The 22,979-nt window shown below is 46.5% G+C and carries 3 protein-coding genes; all 3 read right to left on the bottom strand.

From position 1 onward, the window contains the following. Positions 1–2 precede the first annotated feature (2 nt). From MHN81_RS13730 to MHN81_RS13720, 3 genes are read right to left on the bottom strand one after another with little or no spacing between them, the layout of a single operon-like run. Positions 3–971 (bottom strand): TauD/TfdA family dioxygenase, encoded by a 969-nt coding sequence (locus tag MHN81_RS13730; RefSeq protein WP_239425972.1) that lies wholly within the window; start codon positions 969–971, stop codon positions 3–5. A gap of 46 nt (positions 972–1,017) precedes the next feature. Next, positions 1,018–13,089, bottom strand: coding sequence for a non-ribosomal peptide synthetase (locus MHN81_RS13725; RefSeq protein ID WP_239425971.1), 12,072 nt, complete (start codon positions 13,087–13,089; stop codon positions 1,018–1,020). Further along, positions 13,086–22,979 carry a non-ribosomal peptide synthetase gene (locus tag MHN81_RS13720; RefSeq protein WP_239425970.1) on the bottom strand — a complete coding sequence of 3,298 codons (9,894 nt, stop codon included), beginning with the start codon at positions 22,977–22,979 and terminating at the stop codon, positions 13,086–13,088. The genes MHN81_RS13725 and MHN81_RS13720 overlap by 4 nt, the downstream gene beginning before the upstream one ends.

Below are 22,979 nucleotides of genomic sequence, written 5' to 3'. Positions count from 1 at the left end.
ACCTAGCCATACGCCGCTTTTGCCATGCCCACCAGTACCTTTCTGGTGCCTGTATACGCTTCTCGACCATGTGTATACAGCATGTTGTCGAGCAGCATAATGTCATTGCGCTGCCACTGATAAGCAAAGGTCAGCGATTGATAGACCTCATTGATAGTTGCTATGTCGCTTGCATCAATGTCACTGCCATCACCGAAATAAGCATTGCGCGGTAAATTGTCCATTCCTATACTCTCGCGCATCGATTCGGGTAGCTGATTATCAATGCTTGAACAATGAAATAAATGCGCCTGATTGAACCAGACTTTTTCACCCGTTTTTGGATGCGTCACTACCGCTGGCCTGATTTGCCGTGTCTGCAAATGATTGTCAGATTTCCACTCAAAGATAATGTCGTTCTTCCAGCAATATGCTTCAACATCAGCTTTATTTTGCGTTTGAAATACTTCCTGCCAAGGCAAGTCTATCTCGCCATAATTGCGCACGTACATCACCCCGAGCCGTTCAAACTTGTCTCGCAGTGCAACAGGTAACTGCCGATAGACGGCGCGGCTATCCGCAAGAGGCGTATTGCCACCCGTTTTAGCTGGCACCACGCAGAAAAACCCCATTCTCATTGGCCAGCAATTAGAATAGGCATTTTCATTGTGTTGTAATATCACCTGATCAGCATGATATTCTGTGGTGGTGTAAATATTGTTTCTCAGTGCTGTTCGCGGTGACGAACGATAAATATATTGGGCCAAAGGCTCTTGAAAAATGGTTTCTAAAATAGTGCTAAACTGATTGGTACTGACGATGTTCAATCCGCGTAACAATGCCACACCATCCCTGTCTACCCATTCATTGATCTCTTTTATGTGACCTTTAACCCAAGCCAACCCGCTTTGCTTGTGAGCGGACAGATCATGCACAAAACTATTTATTCCTGTCCTCATATCCTCTTTGTCGAGCGCTAGTAACTGATCCATTCTATTCCCATCCTTAACTAGGTAAGATAAAATTACAACATAATATTTACATTTTGCTATGCAGTATGTAGTGATCTTCTATCTGTTCAACGAGTGCTTTCATATCCGTTGTCTTTTGCAATATCGACAGGTGATCACCTGTGATTTCCAGCGTATCTAAATTCGCCACCACGCGCTGCCAGCCCATGTCCAATTTCACTGCTCGCCCCTCAAATTCAGTGGTGTTTTCGGCTTTGATTACTGTGACTTTTGTATTTGTCAGTGGCTTATCAATCGCCACATCTGCCAGTACTTGCGCTTTGTAAACTTGATAAAAATTGCTTAACTGCTGCACTGATATCTGCACATCTTTTTGTGCGAGCCACTCTGACAAAATCGCTAACTTTGCCATTCCAGCCATTTGAATATAGTGCTCAATTTCATTTTGTCGCGGCGAAATACAGAAAAAAGTACACAAGTCTTGCAACATAAATTTATCAATTTGCTGCGCATCCACAGCTGGTTTGGCTTTGCTTGGCCGTGGTGTATCTAAAATTGTCAGGGAATCACAGGTAAAACCGCTGCTTTGTGATAATTGAGCCAATTCGTAACCAATAAATGCGCCAAATGAATGTGCAACAATATGCACATGAGTAAACTCTGTTTGGTTCTGCAGCGCTTGTAAATAGTGTTTGGCGGTCAAGTGAATATTGCCAATCAGTTCAGGGTTATCGGCAATAGCATCAGGTTGTAAACCATACACAGGTATGCGTTTGTCTAGCATGTTCACCAGTTTGACGAACGACATTAACAAACCACCAGCACCCGCAATAACAACGAGCGGTGTGAATCCGATTTCACCGTGTTGCAGGCACATCAACGTATTTGGCATACCGCTTTGCTGCGACTGAGAAGACAACTGTGAGTCAATATAACTCGCCAGTTTTCTCACTGAGCTATGTTGCATTATCGCCGCGATTGGTACATTTAAGTGTAGTTGAGACTGAATCTCAGCGACCAACTGCATAATCAGCAGAGAGTGACCTCCAAGGGCAAAGAAATCATCATCCAAGCCCACTGTGTCTACTTTGAGTAACAGGCCAAATTGTGCTGCAATGCGTTTTTCGAGTGTGCTTTGTGGTGCTTCTACTGCATTAGTGTGAAGAGACAACGCTTGTGCTCGCACAGTCAAAGCTCGGCGATCTAACTTTCCACTCGCGGTGTGTGGTAACGCGTCAATCGGCTCGATGATATTAGGCACCATATAACTGGGTAACTTAATACTAAGCTGCGAAGTAACCTGTGACATATCTTGGCATGTGGATAGCCTTTCAACAAAAGCGACCAACTGCTCATTGCCACTGCCATCTTGGCGCACCACGACGGCACAACTTGCGATGCCGTCAATTGTCATAAGCTGGCTTTCGATGTCAGCGAGCTCAATACGATAGCCGCGCACCTTAACTTGACCATCACGACGACCTAAAAAGACCACTTCGCCACGCGTATTGACTTTCACCAGATCGCCCGTTTTATAGAGCCTTAATCCGGATACTGGGTGGCAAATAAACGCTTTAGCGGTTTTTTGCTCATCGCCCAAGTACCCTCTCGCTAGACCGACACCACTAATGTAAAGCTCCCCTACCACATAGTCAGGTACCGCTCTGAGTTGAGCATCCAATACATGTAGCTGCAATCCTGCCACAGGCCGCCCAATCGCAATATCACCATCTTGCCATTGGGTAACTTCTTGCAAGGTGGCAGATATAGTTGTCTCCGTTGGTCCATAGGCGTTTATCAACCGTATACTTGGGTTCTGGTGCTGCTGCCAAGCTTTAAGCGCAGCCAACTGCATTTGCTCGCCGCCAATGGTGATGAGTCGCAAGCCTGGGTTAAATTGCAGTGGGGCCGCACATAATTGATGCCAGTAGGCAGTCGGTAAACTCATTAAACTGATATCAGCCTCATGAGTTAACTGACAAAGCCTTTGGGTATCGAGCAATTGGGACTGTTCACTGATCACCAAGGTGGCACCATTGAGCAACGTACAAAAAACCTCTTCAGCAAATACATCAAAGCTAAAGCTGGCAAACTGGAGGTAATTGTCTTGCGGCGCAATACCGTACTGCGCAGACAAAGAGTTTACGTAATTTAAAATACTACGCTGTTCAACCATCACCCCTTTTGGCACCCCTGTTGTGCCCGAGGTATAAATCACATAGCCCAAGTCTGCACTTGAGATCTCTCGTTGCACTGGCAGATCAGAATAACTCGTGAGTAAATTATTTAATTCACCGAGCAGGTATGTTGAACAAGGTACATTTTCAGCTTGCCAAATCACCTGATCAGCCAAAACCAAGGAGGCTTTGCACGACTCGACAATCTGCTGTTTTCGCTGTTGAGGAAGGCCCGAAGTCATCGGCACATAGGCCGCCCCCGCTTTTAATACGCCCAAAATTGCCACTATCAACGAAGGGCTCGGCACGAGACAAAGGCCCACAATGGGTTGCTCTGAATGATGCCCAAATTGCTCGACAAGCCAGTGGGCAAGCTGGTTAGAGCGTTTATCCAATTCTCGATAACTCAGCGTACTACCAAAGGGCTCTTGCTTGTCGGCAAAATATGTAATAGCTGTTTCATCGCCATATGCCACAGCCGCTTGTGCAAATGCAGCAGGTAGTGTTTGCTCTCGTGCACCTTGATGTGAGGTGTTTGAGGCGGGCTCGAATGGACCCGAATTTAGCTCAAATGTAGCAAAAGCGGTGTTGCCTTGAGGCGTCAGACAATGTGCCAACTCATTCAGTTTACGCTGCGGGTTTGCACAGACTTGTGTCAGCAAGTGGCTGAGCATCGCAACAAACTGCGCACCGTGACGCCGCGTAAGCAAGCTACTTTGATAACACAAAGTCAGCGACAACTGCTGCTCACCGCCAACAACTAAGGTCAGCGGGTAGTGTGTTTGATCCCGGTAGTCACTACCAATGATGTCAAAAGGTAGATCCGGCCCTTGCGTCAATGGCGAGGTCGGATAGTTTTCAAACACATAAAGTACATCAAAAAGGTCTTGGCTATTGTCAATGCGACTCCAGCGATGCACGTCACTCAAACTGGTATGAGGGTGTTCACTTAAAGCAGTCACGTTTTCTTTAAACTGCTGTAAAAAAGTCGCCACACTCATGTGCATGTCTACCTCGGTGTAGACCACTTGAGTGTTGATGTATGGGCCGACTCTATCCGCCATATTGTTCAATTGGGCAGGACGCCCTGCAATGGTCTGCCCAAACATCACATCCTTTCGACCACAACAAACACTCAGCCAATATGCAAACACACCTTGGATCATATGATTAGATGTCAGACCCAATTCGGCCGCGCTCTGTCCAATGGCGTTACACAGCGACTCACTGAGCACTTCATGCTGTTCGATATACTCTGTGGTAGACGTTGCCCCCGAGTTTAAATGCTCGCTGATTAACATTGGCGTATCAAGCTCAGCTAGATAGCTTTGCCAAAAGCGCGTTTCTTTTTGTATGTCGCGCGCCTGTATATAACCAATAAAGTCGGCAAAATTATCCTGTTGAGTGGTAGCGCTATACCCTGCGATCCGCGCCCGATAAAAACGTAAAATCTCGCTAAATAAAACCGGTAAAGACCACCCATCCATGATCATATGGTGATAAGTCCAAATAAACCCAACGCGCTGCGCCGACATGGGCACGAGTTGCACCCGCATGCTATGACCACCATCTAAGATGGGTCCTTGGTCATACGCTTGACGCGCCTTCACCTTCATATATTCAGCCTGCGCGTCTACTGCGATTCCTTCACACGGTACAATTTCAATGGGTAGTTCACTTTCACGCAATACAACTTGAACTGGCTGACCATCAACCATCTCAAAGCGACTGCGCAAAATACTGTGTTGTTTGATAACCTGTTGCCAAGCATACACAAATGCCTCGCAATCAAATTCTCCGGCAAAGGTAAAACAACACTGTTCAAGGTAGGGGCGTGCTGAGTCATCAGTGGCTTTGGCCAATTGAGTCTGAAACCACATGCCCTGCTGCAATGGGCTCAATGGGTAGATATCCTCCACCGAATCAATCGGATATTTCGCAATCAACTGATTGAGTTTTCTCTCAGAGCACGCGGGCAATAAACTGAAGTCACTCTGGGTATAATGGCGTACTTGCTGTTGCGTACAGTGTAAAGCCACCGTATCAATGGCACGGTGCAGCTGCTGAACAAATGCGTCTGCTGCCTCTGGCGACACCCTTTGTGTATCAAACTCAAATTGAATGGATAAACATGCATTCTGAATGGCAGAGGTCATTTGCATGGCATAAAAACAGTGATTGTTTGCACTTATCAATGTCCCTGATGACTCTGCAGCATCACAGATCACACCGCCTGTTTGGATCACACTGTCAAGCTGACCAAGGTAGTTGAAAAATATCAGCCCGTTGGTGTCTAGATGCAATGCCTCGCGTACCGCAGGATCAGGATGAAAATAGCGTAAAGCGCCAAAATCGCTGGCCTTATCTTGGGTTGCAGCCAGTGTTTCTTTGACTTTGCATATCATATCGCTGAGTGCACTCGAATTGACATACAAATGCAGCGGATACATAGCTGTCATCCAACCTAGCGTTTGACTGCTATCAATGCTGTTTTGCGATATATCACGACCATGTCCTTCCATCATGATCACATGTGATTGCGCACCATACAACTGATTAACTGTTAAGTGCAGTGCTGACAGCAATAGCACTTGAATATTGGTGCCGTAAGGCTGATTTGCGTGGATCAGCAAGGCTTGAGTCATCGAACTAGACAGCTTCAATTGCCGTTTACCCAAGGTGTATTGTTTTGCTATTGGCGTATCTATCTCAAATAGCGTCTGCGCTCGTGCCGCTTGCACGGCGAACTGCCAATCAGTACTGTTTGCTACGTACTTAGCATGATCTACAAATGCCTCGGCGACTTGTTGAAGACTAACGGGCGGACAAGGCAACATGATTGTTTGTCCATTACTACTCGCCAAAAGCCCCTGAGATAAATCTTCCAGTAAAATACGCCATGACACACCATCAATTAACAAGTGGTGTGCAATGATACACAAGCGATTTTGGTCGCTGTGGAGCCCACTTCTAACAAATAGGAAGCGAATTAATGGTTCACCGTTAAAACATAAACTCTGCTGATACTGCTCACATAAACGCTGCAATTCACCTTGCCAATGGGAAGCATTACTTAAATCCGACACGTGCAATAAGGAAGCCGCTGATACATGCTCACTAAAATACATGGTCTCACTACGAGGGTGATCCACAACTAACCTCAAGCTATCATGGCGTGAAATTAAAGCCGTGATAACTGCACTTAATTGGCTTGCTTCAATGCCTTTGCCTAACCCCAACATCACAGCTTGGTTCCAATGGGTCGGCTCTTCAAACTGCTGCTCAAAAAACCACTGCTGTGCAGGCAGCAAGGTGGCTGTTCCACAACTGGCCACATAGTTTGATTGAACATCATTTAATGTTTGGCTCTGACCAATATGGGCGCTCAATTGCGCCACACTGGGATAAGTGAATACATCTGAAACAGCCAGTTCAACCCCCTGAGCTCGGGCCCGGGTGGCAATCTGAATACTGAGGATAGAATCTCCACCCATAGCAAAGAAGTCATCTTCCAAACCGAGTGTGGGGCGTTTGAGTAGTTCCCGGTAGATACTAAGCAGAATATCGCTATGCGCTGAAGCTGTAGTTTGCTTCTGAGAAGCAGCTGGCAAAGTGGCCATCTTGCCAACTCGGGCGCGCAGTGCGCCTTTATCAAGTTTGCCGTGGGAAGTCAGCGGCATATTAGCCAGCAGTACGTATTCACTGGGCAGCATGTGTGCTGGCAACACCTGTCTCAACCGAGTTTCTAACTCGGTGGTCAAAGCTCGCTCTTGCAATTGGCCCGTTTGCGTCACAAATGCGATAAGTCGAGGTCGGGCACCGTCATCATCACACAGCATTACCGTCGCCTGCTCTATGCTTGGCAATTTACTGAGCTGTGCCGTGATCTCATCGAGCTCGATACGGTAACCGCGTAACTTCACTTGGTCATCATTGCGCCCAACATAAGCAATACGCCCACAGGCAAGCTGTCGAACTAGATCACCACTGCGATAAACACGCAACGTCTCACCATTGGGCGCAGTCCACAGTTCAAAACGTTCATCCGTTAAGTCCTGACGATTTAGATAGCCACTCGCTAGACTGGCGCCTGCTATATATAGCTCACCAATGGCCCCTGCTGGCTGTTGTTGTTGCTGTCCATTGAGGATCAACAATTGCGTGTTATCAATCGGCAGACCTATATCTGGCACATCTAAACTGGGGTCAACTATTCCTGATGTCGTTACTACGGCACTTTCGGTAGGGCCATAATTATTGACGAGGTTAAAACCGTATCGAGTCATATCAACTTGGCCCAGTTTGTCGCCACCGACCAGCAAATAACGCAAGGTTTTAGGTGAAAACTCGTGATCCGCCATCACAGCTTGTGCTACTGGGGTCGCCAAAAAGCTATGTGTTACGCCGTACTCATCCATAGTTTGAGTCATCAAGCGTGCGTCACTGTAGTTTGCTTTTGCTACGAACAACAAGGTCGCGCCCGATACCAGATAGGGCCACACCTCCCAAGCTGCAGCGTCAAACGCGACACTGGCTGTCTGTGTCGAGACCGATTGTGCGTTCACCATAAAGGTGCGCTGATGCCACTGGCACAGGTTCATCAAACCTCGATGTTTATTCATCACCCCTTTAGGCTGACCAGTTGTGCCAGAGGTGTAAATCACATAGGCAAGTTGCTCTGCATTAGTTGGCAGTGGTCGCGACGCGCACTCTTTAATGGCGTCTAAATTCAAAGCATCTAAATTGATAAGCGCCTTTGTTTCAATACCTGAACGCTCTAACAATTCGGCACATTCGGAATTTGTAAGTACAAACTTACATCGACTATCCTGAGCAATGTAACGGAGTCGTTCTAAGGGGTACTCTGGGTCAACAGGTACATAGCAAGCTTCAGCTCTCATCACTGCCAACATCGCCTTGACCCACATACTACCTGCTGGTAAGCACACCATAACTCGCTCTTGTGTTTGCAGCCCAGCAGCCACTAAATAAGCTGCCAACTGATCTGCAAAACACAGTAATTCACCATAGCTCGTGCTACTGCCTTGTGGGTCAATTAACGCGACTTTGTCGGCCAATTGAGAATTTTGATGCGCCCAAAGTGGCGTTAAAATACAAGGTGAATTGATTGCATGGTTCTCTCCACAAAGCATATGCTCGCGCCAGCGTTCATGCGCCACTAAAGGAATATCAACAACAGGCTGCGTGATGTCTGTCACTGCCGACTGCACGAAAGTCGTAAACGCATCAGCTAAGTTTTTTATGCTACTGAGATTGAATAGCTCGGAATCAAATACCCAATTCAATCGGATCCCATCAAGCTGTTCGCTGCATGTCAGTTCTAATTCAAACTTCGCGTGCGTTTGCGGCTGGTCAAGTGAACAGACCTCAAGTCCATCCAACAATAACTGACTGTCCTCTTTGGGGTCAAAAGCGAAACTAATTTGAAACAGGCTGTGGTGACTTAAATCTTTACGCTGCTCACACAATTCCACGATTTGCTCAAATGGTAACGATTGATGAGTGTGAACCGCTAATATGTGCGCTTTTTGTTGCACCAGCACATCGTGTAAAGACATTTTCTCAGTAAACTGGGTGCGGATAGGCAGAACATTAATGAAAAAGCCAACGATATGCTTCAGCTGTGCATTCTCGCGGCCAGAAAACGGCGAACCAATAACCACATCAGAAACCTGGCTAATACGCGCAACACACAAAGAGAATAACGTGTGCAACCACATAAAGTGGCTTATTCCCAATGATTGGCACTGGGCAGTTATCTGTTGGCACAGCGATGTGTCAAAATAACTCTCATATTGAGCACCCAGCTGCAATGATTGGTTGTTTCTTGCCCCATCGAGTGCCAAGCTATGAACTTTAGGAGCCCCAGCCAAATGCGCTTGCCAAAACTCTCTATGTGACTCACCAGCGAGACCTTGCAAATGCGCTCTTTGCCAAGCCGCATAATCCAAGTATGTAAGCACAGCTTCGTTTTCCATGCTGACAGCCAGCTTACTTCCTCCTCGTGCCTGTTGATATGCTTGGGCAAGATCTAAAACAAGGCGGCGTAAAGACTGTGCATCACAGGCTATGTGGTGCAAATTAATACGCAACTTATATTGAGTAGGTGCTATTTTCAGTAGCAACACCCTAAGCATCAGATCTTGCTCTAAATTAAAAGCACATTGACTATCATCACGCTGCAATTTCAGCCAAGCCACCTCAAATTGCTGTGGTGTTTGGCCACTAACATCAAGCACACTCACCGGGCTTTTGCTGCATGGCTGAACGGCCTGCCTCGGTACGCCGGCTTGGTCCACAATCAGTACGGTTCTTAATATAGGGTGTTGCTCTAATACCTGTCGCCAGGCCTGCTCAAAAGCGGGAATATCCAATTCACCTTGCAGTGAGAATGACATAGGCACATGATATAAAGCGTGGTTATGTGACCTTCCTTGCAAGCTATCTAACGCCCATAGACGTTGCTGCGCAAAAGATAAAGGCCCGGTTGTTTGATGCGTAGGCGATATTGTTATCTCAGCTTTGTGAGACGACAATGACTTTTCGTTGACCGAATTGGCCAGAGCTTTGACACTCGGATATTGAAAAATATCGCTCAGTGATACATCCAGTGCATACTGTGACTGCAAACAATGGCTCAACTCAACGGCAAGCAAAGAGTGACCACCTAAGGTGAAAAAGTCATCGTGTAACCCGATAGTTTGCGGGCATTGCAACACTGATTTGAAAGCCGCTGCGACTTGACATTGCACTTCAGTAACTGGCACCTCAAATTCAACTTTGCTGCCTTCCCATTGATGCTGCGCTCGCAATGCTTTTTTATCCACCTTGCCATTGGCTGTCAATGGAATACTCGGTAACGACGACAAGGTCGTCGGCAGCATAAAATCAGGTAGCGTCTCTTTTAGAAAAGCAGTTAACTCAGACCTTAAATCAATAAACTCAGCACCTTGATGTTCGGTAATAAATGCTGCGATATAAGCGCCTTGCACAGGGTGCTGATTAAGTATTACTACCACCTCATCAACCCACGGGTGCAACCTCAGCTGATTTTCTATTTCCCCTAACTCAATACGATAACCTCTGACTTTTACTTGATCGTCTATTCGACCAATGTACGTCATTTCACCGTTTGGCGATAAGCGTACTAAATCTCCCGAACGGTAGAGGCGCTCGTTGTGCCCTGCGGCTAGACACAGTTCAGAAAATCTCGCCTGATTCAGCTCTGGACGTTGCCAATAACCTCGTGCAACTCCTTCTCCACCAACATATAGCTCGCCAACAGCCCCCTGAGGCAAGAGTCGCTGTTTATCATCTAATACATAGCAGGATGTGGTGTAAATTGGCTGACCAATATTGCTTTGTCCAAGTGTTAGGTCATCGTCACTTAATCGCTTAAAAGTCACATGTACTGTGGTTTCGGTGATCCCATACATGTTGATCAACTGGCAACTAGGTAACAGTGTACGCCACGGTCTAATTTTACTTGGTTGTAGTGCCTCACCACCAAAAATGACATAGCGAACTGCCGCTGTCTGACCTGTTTTACCCAGCATTCTTTGCATACAACTTTGCAGTACATAAAACGCACTTGGGGTTTGATTTAAAACACTGACTTGTTCTTTTAACAATAGCTGAGCAAACGCTTGGGTATCTTTAGCTGTTGCCTTATCTACCACCACCAGCTTTGCGCCAAACAGCAGTGCGCCATACATTTCCCACACAGAAAAATCAAAGCAAAAAGAGTGAAACAAGCTCCATACATCTTGTTCATTGAAATCAAATAAACTAGGTTCTGTGAACAGCAAGCGAACCACGTGACGGTGCTCTATTTGCACCCCTTTTGGCTTACCTGTTGTGCCAGAGGTATAAATGACATACGCAAGTTGCTCAGGCTTAATTACCGGTGCGTCGAAGCGACAGTTTAAATATTCAGCTATCGCATCTTCAACGACTACACATGTCACGTCGAATAGGGAAAACTGCACAGCAGTGTGCCTGTCACACAGTAATAACTCGCTACCCACATCGGTCAAGATATATTCAATTCTCTCTTGAGGGTAACTGGGGTCAATCGGCACATAGGCCCCACCCGCTTTTAAAATGGCAAGTAAAGCGATCACCATCTCATTGCTGCGTACCATACTCACAGGCAGTAGCTGCTGAGACTGCACACCTTGCGCTACTATGGCACTGGCAAGGGCGTTAACTCGCAGACCAAGTTCACTATAAGTGAGAGCATGCTTGCCGTCGGTAATGGCAATGCGCTCTGAACAGCGCATAACTTGATCATCAAAAAGTGACACTATGCTGTGATCTTGTGGCCAACTCACCTCATGACATTGCGTCTGAGACAATAACTTTTGTATATGTTGCGTGTCTAGCAGTGGCAGCGATCCGACAGCCATAGTCGGATTGTGCAAAATAGCCTCTAACATCACAGCAAAGCTGTTCGCCCAATTTTGAATGGTCTCAAAGTGGAATAAATCGCTGTCATACTTCCAATTTAAGCACAGCACTTGGCCATCTAACTGGGCATGTAGCTCCAAGTCGCACTTTACTGCAATAGACTGTGCATTACTTTCTTTGGACTCACTGACTTTAAGGCCGTTCAGCTCAAGCGGGCTTGGCTGAGTTTGAGTCAGTGAAAACAAAATTTGTACCAGCGGATGGTGGCTCAAATCTCGGCTTTGACCGAGCTGTTCTACCAATTTGTCAAAGGGCAGAGCCCGATACTCTAGCGAAGCCAAATTTCGCGCTTTTTGCTCGGCAAACCACTGCTCACATGACAGTTCACTGTCAATTTTAGCGTGCATCACCAGAGTATTCACGAACATCCCTATAAGGTGCTCAAACTCCGGATGATCGCGCCCTAATACAGGTGTGCCAACAACCACGTTTGACTGCTGATTTATGCGCGCAACAAACAGCATAAAGCTGCTTATCAGCCACATAAACAACGAACTTTGCTGCGCCGCTGACTCGGCGATAATTCGCTGACTCAATGACTCGGGCAAATGCTGAATATACCTCGCCCCGCGATCAGTTTGTATCGCTTGCCTCGGCTTATCACTTGGCAAAGATTGCAGCGGCTCTAGTCCAGCTAACTGCGATTTGAAGTAGTTGATATGCGGGATAAAGTAATCGTCACTTAAATGTGTTTGTTGCCACGCAGCATAGTCGAGGTATTGCCGTTCAAGGGTCTGTAACTCAGGTGATGCATTGCTTACATTGGCATTGTAGATGGCTGCAATTTCTGCGACTAAATTAGCCATAGAGGCACCATCGGAGACAATATGATGCATATTAAAAAAAAGTGTGTGCTGCTGCGCATCAGACACCACCAAAACTCGGATCAAACAGTCTTTATCGAGCTTAAATGGTCGCTCACAAAACGCCTTTATATGTGCATCTATGTGGCCCTCTTTGTCTGACGCAGTGAGGTGCTCCATGTCCACATATTCGAACGGAACACTATCCGTATCTTGGATAACAAGATAGGGTTTACCATTGGATTCAGGCCCTGCAACAAAGCGGCAACGTAAGATCTCATGTCGCTGTATTACTGACTCAATGGCGTTTTTCATCGCATCTATATTGAGCATACCAGTTAAGCAAAAAGAGGCGGGCATATAGTACTGTCGGCCACCTTGAAGCTGCTCAATAAACCACAACCCCTCTTGGGCAAAACTGAGTGGCAAGCGTCCTCTGCGATCCGCCAGCGGGATCTGTTCAGGCGCTATGACTGCGTCTTTTTGTGCTTGTTTCTGAAAATACGCAACTAAATTGGCTTTATTAGCAACCACCTTGGCTTTTAATTGTTCGGGAAACCCCTGCTGTTGACGAAACGCTAACTTGCCATCTTTTTCATACAAGGTGACGCCTGCATCCAGCGCTTGTGTGATTAAATCTTCTATCTCTTGTAACTGAGCGTTTATCACAGGAACATCTCCTCTGACGAATCACTTTCGTTATCAGTACGTTGGGTTTGCTCATAAGCAGTATGGATCCTGACCCACTTGGTCAAAGCGGCAATGGTCGGCCGTTCAAACAAGACTTGCATCGGCATAGCAATATTCAACTGCTCCTGCATTAAACCGACACATTGTGCGGCCAATAGTGAATGACCACCAAGGGTGAAAAAGTTATCTGTGATGCCAAATGTTTCAACGTTCAATACTTGAGCAAATATTGTATGTAACGCGCTTTCCAACTCAGTGCTCGGTGCGATAATGCTTTGCGTTTCAAGACATTGTTGCGCCCACGCATGCAGTCGCGCAACATCAAGCTTGCCATTGCCTGTCAAAGGTAAATGGGGCACTTGAATAAATCGATGGGGCAACATATACGCAGGTAACTGTAATGCGAGCCCTTCGCTATAGGTCATGCTGCAAACTTCATCCAGTAATTGTGGCTGTTGCTCCACGTCATTTGGCATGCTGTCAAGAACCACATAGGCTTCTAAATTATCCCTTTTATCGTTGAGTAATACCCGTGCTTCTCGCACCCCTTTTTGTTGTTTTAAGTGATGTGAAATCTCGCTCAATTCAATTCGATAACCACGCAGCTTTACTTGTTCATCAACACGTCCACAAAAGATAAGCTGCAAACTCTGAGATGCGGCTTCCCACTGCCACTTCGCTTTGTCTCCTGTGCGATAAAAGCGCTCTTCTCGATTTGAGGTAGCGAGCGTTAAATTGACAAACTTGTCTTGATTGAGTTGTGACTGTCCCAAGTACCCTGCCGTCACACCCTTTCCTGAAACATATAATTCTCCTAGCACACCAGCTGGCACTGGTTGATGAAATTCATCGAGCACCACACAGTGACTGTATGGCATGCCTTGCCCAATGGGCACGTCATGTACTAAGGCTGCTCTCAACTGCGCAATAGTTTTACTGTTGCATCGATAAATACTCGTGCCAACGGTCGCCTCTGTCGGGCCGTATTCGTTTACCCATTGCACCTCAGGCAGAAAAGTATCTAGCTCGCTCAGCAAACTACACGGGAGTACCTCTCCACCCACAATAACGTGGTGCTGGGCATTGAACTGGCGTTTAAGTGACAGCCGCTTGGCCACTTCCAACGTACCTTGAAGATGCGCTGGGGTTACTTTGAATAGACAAGACTCTTGACCAAACAGGCGCTTTGCCAATTCAACCAACATGGTATCGTTGTCTTCAAGCAACTCGACCCCTAGCCCAGCGAGCAGTCCTCCCCACAGGGATGTCACCGTCGCATCAAAAGCAACCGGAGTACTGACGACAGCGCGGTTCAATGCGCCATTGGTATACTCACGAATAGCGTAAGATAAATAGTAATGTAGGTTTTGGTGACTGATCTGCACACCTTTAGGCTGCCCTGTTGTACCCGAGGTATAAATTACGTAGGCCAATGCATCAACATCAGGACTAGGTAACCCCTCTTGACTGGCCGTTTCAGGCCAATTTGCACTGTCACTCACTGAGAACAAAGTTAATGGAGACTGTGCAACCGAGTCCGACAAATTGGCCAATTCACGCACTAAACCATCACTGGTGATAAGCCCTGACGCCCCGCTGTCTTGCATAATGTATTGCATCCGTGCGGCGGGGAGTTTTGGGTCCACCGGTACATATGCGCAACCAGCTCTAAGCACAGCCAATAGCGTCACAGTCATATCCACATTCGGAGGTAAACAAACAGCTAATTTATCGCCCGCGGAGATGCCATTCTCTAGCAAGTGATGCGCAAAACATCCTGCTCGCTGCCATAGCGCACCATAGTTGAGAGACTGACCATATGCGTCGGTTACTGCAATGCGGTCTTTGTGCATATAAGCCACATTTTCAAAACGCTCATGTAAACACACGGGCACATCATATTCACACGCCGCCTCAGGCTTTTTCGTCAGCTTATGTTTTTGATCTTCAGTTAAAATTGCCAAGCGGCCAACTGGCTGATCTGAGCTCGACAGCGCCGCATTCACCAACACGGTATATGCCTCAGCCATTGACTTAATGGTATGCTCTGTAAATAACGCACTACTGTAGCGCCATTCAATCTCAATCTCTTTGCCTTGCTCCGTGGCATTCACCTCTAAGTCAAACTTCATATTAGGCGCATCATCGCACTCTTCCTCAATATGTAGGTCCGGAAGAGCCATATCCACAACATCGTTATTTTGCAGCGCAAATAAAATCTGAAACAGCGGTTGATGACTTAAACTTCGCTGTGGTTTGAGCGCCTCAACAACTTGCTCAAAAGGCAGTGATTGGTGAGCAAAGGCGTCCAGGATCACCTTTTTTTGCTGCGCTAGCCACTGATTAAACGTTAACCTGTGATCTGCCTGCGCGCGAATAACAACTGTATTGACAAAAAAACCGATTAAATCACTGAGCTGGCGCTGGTCGCGGCCTGCCACGGGCGAGCCAATTGCCACGTCATTTACGCCACTGTAGCGCATTATCAAAAGAGCAAATACGCTATGTAACCACATAAATAAAGTCACCGACTCATTTTGACAGTGTGCTTTAATTGCTTGAGTGGTCGCTGTATCGAGTCTCAACGTCAACTGCTTACCCGCCAATTGCTGAACCTTAGGGCGAGCGAAATCTAACGGCAACTGATGTAAAGTCGGGCTATCTGTTAATTGAGATTGCCAGTAGTTAATTGCCGCTTGCTGTTTTTGTGGTGTGTAAAACCCTCTTTGCCAGTGAGCAAAATCGGCATATTGCACCGCGAGAGGCTGGGTCAAATGGTGCTCAAGTGCAAACTTATCTTCACCACTGTGATGGCGATAAAATGCGATAATTTCATTTACTAATACCGCCATAGACCAACCATCACTGGCAATATGGTGCATATTAAAATGCACCCAATACGCCCTTTGAGCCCGTTTCACCACAACCACACGAAGCATGACATCCTGACTCAAATCAAAAGGTTTTTGGCATAACGTCGCTTTGATATGAACTTCTCGCTGTTGCTGCTCTGAAGGGTCCAGTGCTGAGATATCTTCCACTATCAACGGTACTTCTACATGATCTCTGACTAATTGCTCTGGTGATTCTCCACTGGCGCCTGGTAATACAATAGTCCGTAGTACTTCATGGCGTTGAATTACGCTCCTCAAGGCAGCCCCAAACGCCGTCAGGTCTAAATCTCCTGTAAAAGTAAAGCTGGCGGGCATATGATATTGCGCACTGCCGCTTTGCAATTGATCGATAAGCCACAACCGCTGCTGAGAAAAAGACAAAGGCAGTGTTTTTGTGCGTGAAACAACTGGTATGTCATCGTCCACTGTGAGCCTTTCAAATTTCGGCAATGCCGCTGCAAGCGCAGCTATACTCGGGGTTTTAAATAATTGAGGTAAGGTAATATCCAGCTGCATTTGTTGGCGAATTTGGCTAATTAGTTTGATGGCCAATAAGGAATGGCCGCCAAGTTCAAAAAAGCTATCTTCTAACCCTATTTGAGTCGCTGGTAAGATTTGCTGATAGAGTACAAGTAGCGCTTGCTGCGAAGGCGTTAATTGTAATTGTTGTGTACTTGAAGCTGTATCAACGTCCTTATTTTGTTGCGATTCAAATTCAAGCGCTGCCATTAATGCCGCTTTATCAACTTTGCCATTTCGCGTTAATGGCATCACAGTAACTACATTAAATACGGCGGGCAGCATATACCCGGGGAGGTGCTCTGAAAGCTGATGCCGTAATTGTCGCTCTGACATACTTGGCGTATCTTGCCACATGATATGTGCCGCTAAAGTTTGCGTAGCATCATCTACCGTCAGCACACAATCGGCTATCCCTTCAATATCTAAAATAATGTCCGCAATAGCCTCTAAATCAATGCGATACCCTCGCAATTTAATTTGCTCATCGGCACGTCCTAGGTAGCGCAGATAAGCAGGCTCTTGGCACGCATCTAGCCGCCATTTCACCCGATCTCCAGAGCGATATACGGGCTGAGGATGGGCCCGTATAATCTCTCGCCTTGAAAACTTGCTGGCCGTTAGCTCTGGCTGATTTAAATAGCCTGTGCTCACCATATTGCCTGCTATCAACAATTCTCCGGGCATATTGCGCGCTGCAGGTTGCTCAAATTCATCAACCACCAGCATAGTTACACCATCAAGTGGTAAACCGATTGGTACATCAGGAGTTTCAGACAGCACGTCTGTAGGCATGCTTGGTGGGATCTCAAAAACACTGACTCCCACAGTAGTTTCTGTAGGGCCATACTCATTCACTATATGGATGTTAGGCAACTTCCCTTTCAGCTTAACCACCACATCTGAACTAAGTGCCTCACCACCGACAATTAATCGGTGACCCGTTTCACAAATTGCCGCATCACTCGTCAGTGTTAATACAGCTCGCAAATGAGCGGGGGTTAGCTTAAATAAAGTGGCCCTAGGTGACCACAGCTTATCTATTAATGTCGTGATCAGAGTCGCTCCTTGCGACAAAATACTTAATTCGCCGCCACTGACAAGCGTTGGGACGATGGCCGTGACCGTTGCGTCAAAAGCCATTGGAGTGCTCATAACACATGTGAGAGGCTCCATTGTTGCGTAGTTACGTATGGCATGATGTAGATAGCCATGCAAATTACCGTGACTAATGGGTACGCCTTTGGGCTGCCCTGTCGATCCTGAGGTATAGATGATGTAACAACACTGTGTCGCTATTGGTTCTTCACATGGAGGTAAATCCGCCTCGCTTGGTGCGCTACTTGGGTAGGCTGAGAGTAGTGACTCTTGCTCTAGTGCATCGTCAAGCAATAAAAAGTCGCTACCCGCTTCAATGAGCCTTTCTGCATCCTCGCTGAGCGCTAAAGTCAACATCACATCGGCATCTGAAAAAATATGCTGCAAGGTTTGGGATGGCGTTTCATGGTGCAATGGCACATAAACATGATTGGCTTTAAGCACGCCTAACATGGCAATTGGTACCAAAGGTCCAGCTGGCAGCGCCAATGCAATGCGAGTTTGCGGCTCAAACGCCATTTCTAATAAACAGTGCGCCAACTGATTCGCAATTTGCTCAACTTTGGCGTAACTCCAGTTTTGCTCAGCAAAGCTGATAGCGGTGTTATTGGGAAGCTGAGCTGCTATTTTTGAAAACTGAGTCGCCCACGAAGACACCGTCGGGTCTACTAATTCAATGGGTGCAGTCGCACGAACAAATTTTTGCTGCGCATCATCATCCCATAGTGCTAATTGCGACAATGCAATACTTGGCTGCTCAATACATTGGCGCAATATGTAGAGGTATTGCTGGTGGAAAGCTTCAATACTGGCACTATCCCACAGCGCAGTATCATAAAGCCATTCAATACTGCATTGTTGCTGCCCGTCTATAATACTCACTTCCAAATCTAATTTGGCACTGCGCGGGCCTTGTGGCAGTAATTGGATATCTAACCCTTGCAGCTGTAATACTTCATTCACCTCGTTGTTGACTCGAAAAACGACTTGAGCCAGTGGATGAATCGAAAGACTACGAGGCACATCTAGCGCTTCTACTAATACATCGAAGGGCACCATTTGATGCGCTTGCGCTTCTAAAAACTGCTCCTTACTTGCCGCCAATGCTGCGTCAAATTGCGTCTCTGGGGTGAATATGTCCCTCAATACCAGAGTATTAATAAAGTTGCCTATCAGCGGCTCAAACGCTTTTAGCTCTCTCCCTGAGACAGGTGTTGCTAAAACAATATCACGCTGCTGTTGTGCTCTGCTCATCCACAGGCTAAATGTCGTTTTGAGTACTTGGAACAATGTGCTGTTGGTGCGCTGACAAAATGAGCCTACATCCTCTCGTAATCGCCGTGGTATCTCAAAGCAGGCTAACTCACCCCCTTGAATCACATTGTTTTGTCTCGCCCTATCTGTTGGCAGTGAATGTAACTGAGGCAGATCTTTTAACTCATCGCGCCAATAATTTAAACTTTGTTGCCACAGCTCAGTTTGAGATAAACGCTGCTGCCAATCAATATAGTCAATATAGCTGTGTTCAGGTCGCTGCTCGCACTGCTCTGTTCCCCCTTGATATGCTTGGCTCAATGCCTCTGCCAATACCGCAATTGACCAGCCGTCGGAGACGATGTGGTGCATGGTGATCAGCAACACATGTTCGTTGCGGTTTAATCTCAGCAGTGCAGCTCGCAGCATTAAATCACGCCCTAAGTCAAAACTTTGCTGTGCATCTGCTCGAATAAATTTGTCGATACTCGCTTGCTGATCCTCAGTAACAAGGGTCGATATGTCCTGATAATGAAGTGAGAATTCACGAGCTATATTGTCTTTTTGATAAGCCTCGCCCTGTTCATCCTGATGAAACGTAAAGCGTAACATCGTATGGCCATGTATGACGGACCTAAACGCACATTCAAGGCGCTGGTGGTCTAGTTCACCCGCAAGTTTATAAACACCTTGCAGATTATATTGCTCGCTGTGGCCTTGCATTCGGTCAATGAACCAAATCCGCTGCTGTGCAAAAGAAAGCGGGGATTGAGTTTGATCAGGTACGTGATGCAAAGGTGCGATGTCTATTGAAGTATCTTGTGCCTCAATACACATGGCCAGCTCAGCCACACTTGGGTTGGCAAAAATTTGCTTCAAACTGAGCGACACGCCGCACTGCGCTTTGATCTCATTGAGTAAGCGCATTGCAAGCAATGAATGGCCGCCAATTGCAAAGAAACTATGGTCGATACCAACACCAGTGCAACCAGTCAGTGATGCAAAAATACTGATGAGCTGATGGTGCAAAACACTCTCTGGCTGACGCGTCGGTACAGCGACCACAAGCTGTCGATGTTGAAGTTGTTTACGGTCAATTTTGCCACTACTGAGTTTTGGTAAAGAGGGTTGGTGAATTAGATACGCTGGGATCATGTATGCTGGTAAACAGGCTTTGAGCTGCTGACGAATTTGCTGTTCGCACTGAGCTAAGTCTGTTTCCATAGCATTCGTAACAAAATAGCCTACCAAAGTATTTTGTTGGGCCACTTCACGGCAAATTACCGCAGCCAACTGCACATCATCGAGAGATTGCAACTTGCTTTCAATTTCAGCAATATCTACCCTAAAACCATTAATTTTAGGTTGTTTGTCGAACCGTCCAACAAATTCAAGCTGGCCGTCAAAATTGAGCTTTACGCAGTCACCAGTCCGATAATAACGGCTCTGGCGTTCCGCATCACAGGGTAAAGATACGAAAGCCTTGGCCGTTTCTAACGGCGCATTGATATACTCATTTGCGAGACTATCTCCTGCAATATATAACTCGCCGGGCACACCTTTTGGCACTGCCTGCTGCTGTGGATCCAAAACAGCAAATTGCACATGTTTAAATGGTTTACCAATTGGGATACATAGTGCTTCGCGGTGTTCTAATACCTCATAGACACAGACACCAATACAAGCTTCCGTCGGCCCATAATGATTGAAAATCTTCGCTTCTTTATTCAAAGATTGTAGCTGTTGCGTCAATGTCCCTGTGAGTGACTCCCCGCCTAACACCCACTGAGATATTGCAGGTTTTGAAGTCTGCAACCAAGGAAGCAGCGCGTTAGCCAAAGAGGGAGTTAATTTGACCAAATTTACGTTATGTGCGACACAAGTTTGTACCAGCTGCTCGGGCTCAACGCTATCACACAGCACCACACAGCCCCCGCCAGATAACACGGGGAAGATGCCAGTCAGACCTAAGTCAGTTGCTAATCCCGTCACAACAGCCGAGCAGGTGTGTTGATCGAAATGAATACGCTCTGATACACCTGAGACATAATTAACCAGCGCATGATGCGAAATCACCACCCCCTTAGGGCTGCCTGTACTGCCTGAAGTAAACATCACATAAGCGAGATCCGAATTCAACGGCATGGCTGGCAAGCCCTGAGCGAAACTCAATTCATGCAGGGCATTAGTATCTAAAACATCTACCCCTTTATTTTTAAGAGGCTGCATATCTGGCAAGTGCTCACTGGCACACAATAACAGCTGACTGTCTGCCTGAGCCATGATCTCCGCGACCCGCGCAACTGGTGTCGCATCATCAATGGGCAAATAGGCGACCCCTGCGCGTATCGCGCCCAACATCCAAACGAAACTTTGAATACTCCTGTTTACCAACAAGGTGATTGGGGTAGAAGTTTGCTGATGTCTACTATGTAACCTCGCTGCGACGTCTTCTAGCTGCGAGATCAAGGCTGCATATGTCACCGAAGTGGGCTGTTGATCAAATGATCGACTCGGCTCGATCAAGGCCGTGTGTTCGCTGTATTCCTGGGCATTTTGATAAAGTGCATCTAATACAGTACCTGAAAATTGCTCCCTGCCATTGAGGGGTGGTACTGAAACTAGGCTTGTTGCGGTGGAGTGTAATACAACTTGACTACTCACTTGCTGTGATGAGTCACACGCTACATCGAGCAAAGCGACGTAGTCTTCACTCAGCTGTTCAATAAATCGCGGATCAAATAAGTGTTTTGCATAATCAAAACTAAACTGCACACCCTCTGCACAGTCGCTCACATTTAAAGTGAGATCAAACTTTGCGGTGTGATTATCAAGTGCAAACAGTTCACTGTTTACGGTGTCGTTGCCAACGGTGTGACCAGTAATGCCATTGTAGTTAAAAAGAATCTGAAATAATGCCGAGTGTGCGGTGGATTTCGCAATATCTAGCGCGTCGATGATCTCTTCAACGGCAACACTTTGATATTGTAATCCCTCTTTAACTAATTCGTGAGTCGCGGTTAAAACTTGTTGCAGAGATAAATGCTCAGTCAGAGTTAAACGCAATGGTAATGTATTGATGAAGCACCCTACTATCCCCTCAAACTCGGGTCGGATGCGGTTCAAAACAGGGACTCCAAGGGTGATATCTTTTGCTTGTCCATAGCGGTGTAGAAGTAGGTAAAATAACCCTAAAAAACCTGCAAATTGTGTCACGCCTAATCGCTGGCAAAGCGCGCTAAAGCGCTCAGCTTTTGGTTGTGGGATCAACACCTCAGCATGCGCACCGAGATATTCTTTGTGGACACTTCTAGGGCGGCTAGTCGGTAATTCGAATACTTCAAAGCCAGCCAGTTTTTGCTGCCAATAGTTGAGCTGTTGCTGATATTCATCACTTTGCTGGTACTTGTTTTCCCAATGGACAAAATCCAAATACTGCATGCTCATAGGCTCACTTACCAAACCCGCTAATTCGTCAACGAGAGATTGGGTAAATAGGCGAATAGACCAGCCATCAGCGACAATATGGTGCATACACACATATAGCCAGTGACCTTGTCCATGATCTACCAGTAAACGTGCTCGAACCAGTAAATCATGTTCTAAGTCAAATTGATATGCCAGCTCGTCTTGTATCAAAGATGACACAGATGCAAAATCGTCTGCCTCAGGCGCATCCTGTTGCTGTAAGATCAGCTTGGCATCTGGGTTAACCAGCTGTACAACCTCATCTCCTTGCTGTTTAAATTGACTTCGCAGCACATCATGGCGCTGCAATACTGTATTAATTGCCAGCTCAACCTGCTCTACACTATAGGCTTTTGATAACCGCAAGAGCCCAGCCATATTGTACGCACATAAATGTGCTTCATATTGCTCGATAAACCAAATCCGTTGCTGAGATCGAGATAATTTACCTAACTTTTGATGATGCCGCTGCATGTAGGCAATAAGTGCTTGCTTGTGCTCTTTTATCAGCGCTAACTTTTGTGCCGGAATGTCACTGTGCCGACTTCTGAGCTTTAAACGCCCATCTTGTACATATAAAAAAATACCTTGGCCATCCAACTCGGCCAACAAAGTTTTAATCGCTGAATTTTCCAT

Origin of the sequence: Pseudoalteromonas sp. Of7M-16 (assembly GCF_022347805.1) — a bacterium.
Lineage (GTDB): Bacteria > Pseudomonadota > Gammaproteobacteria > Enterobacterales > Alteromonadaceae > Pseudoalteromonas > Pseudoalteromonas luteoviolacea_F.
This window is presented reverse-complemented; position numbering and strand designations above follow the sequence as displayed.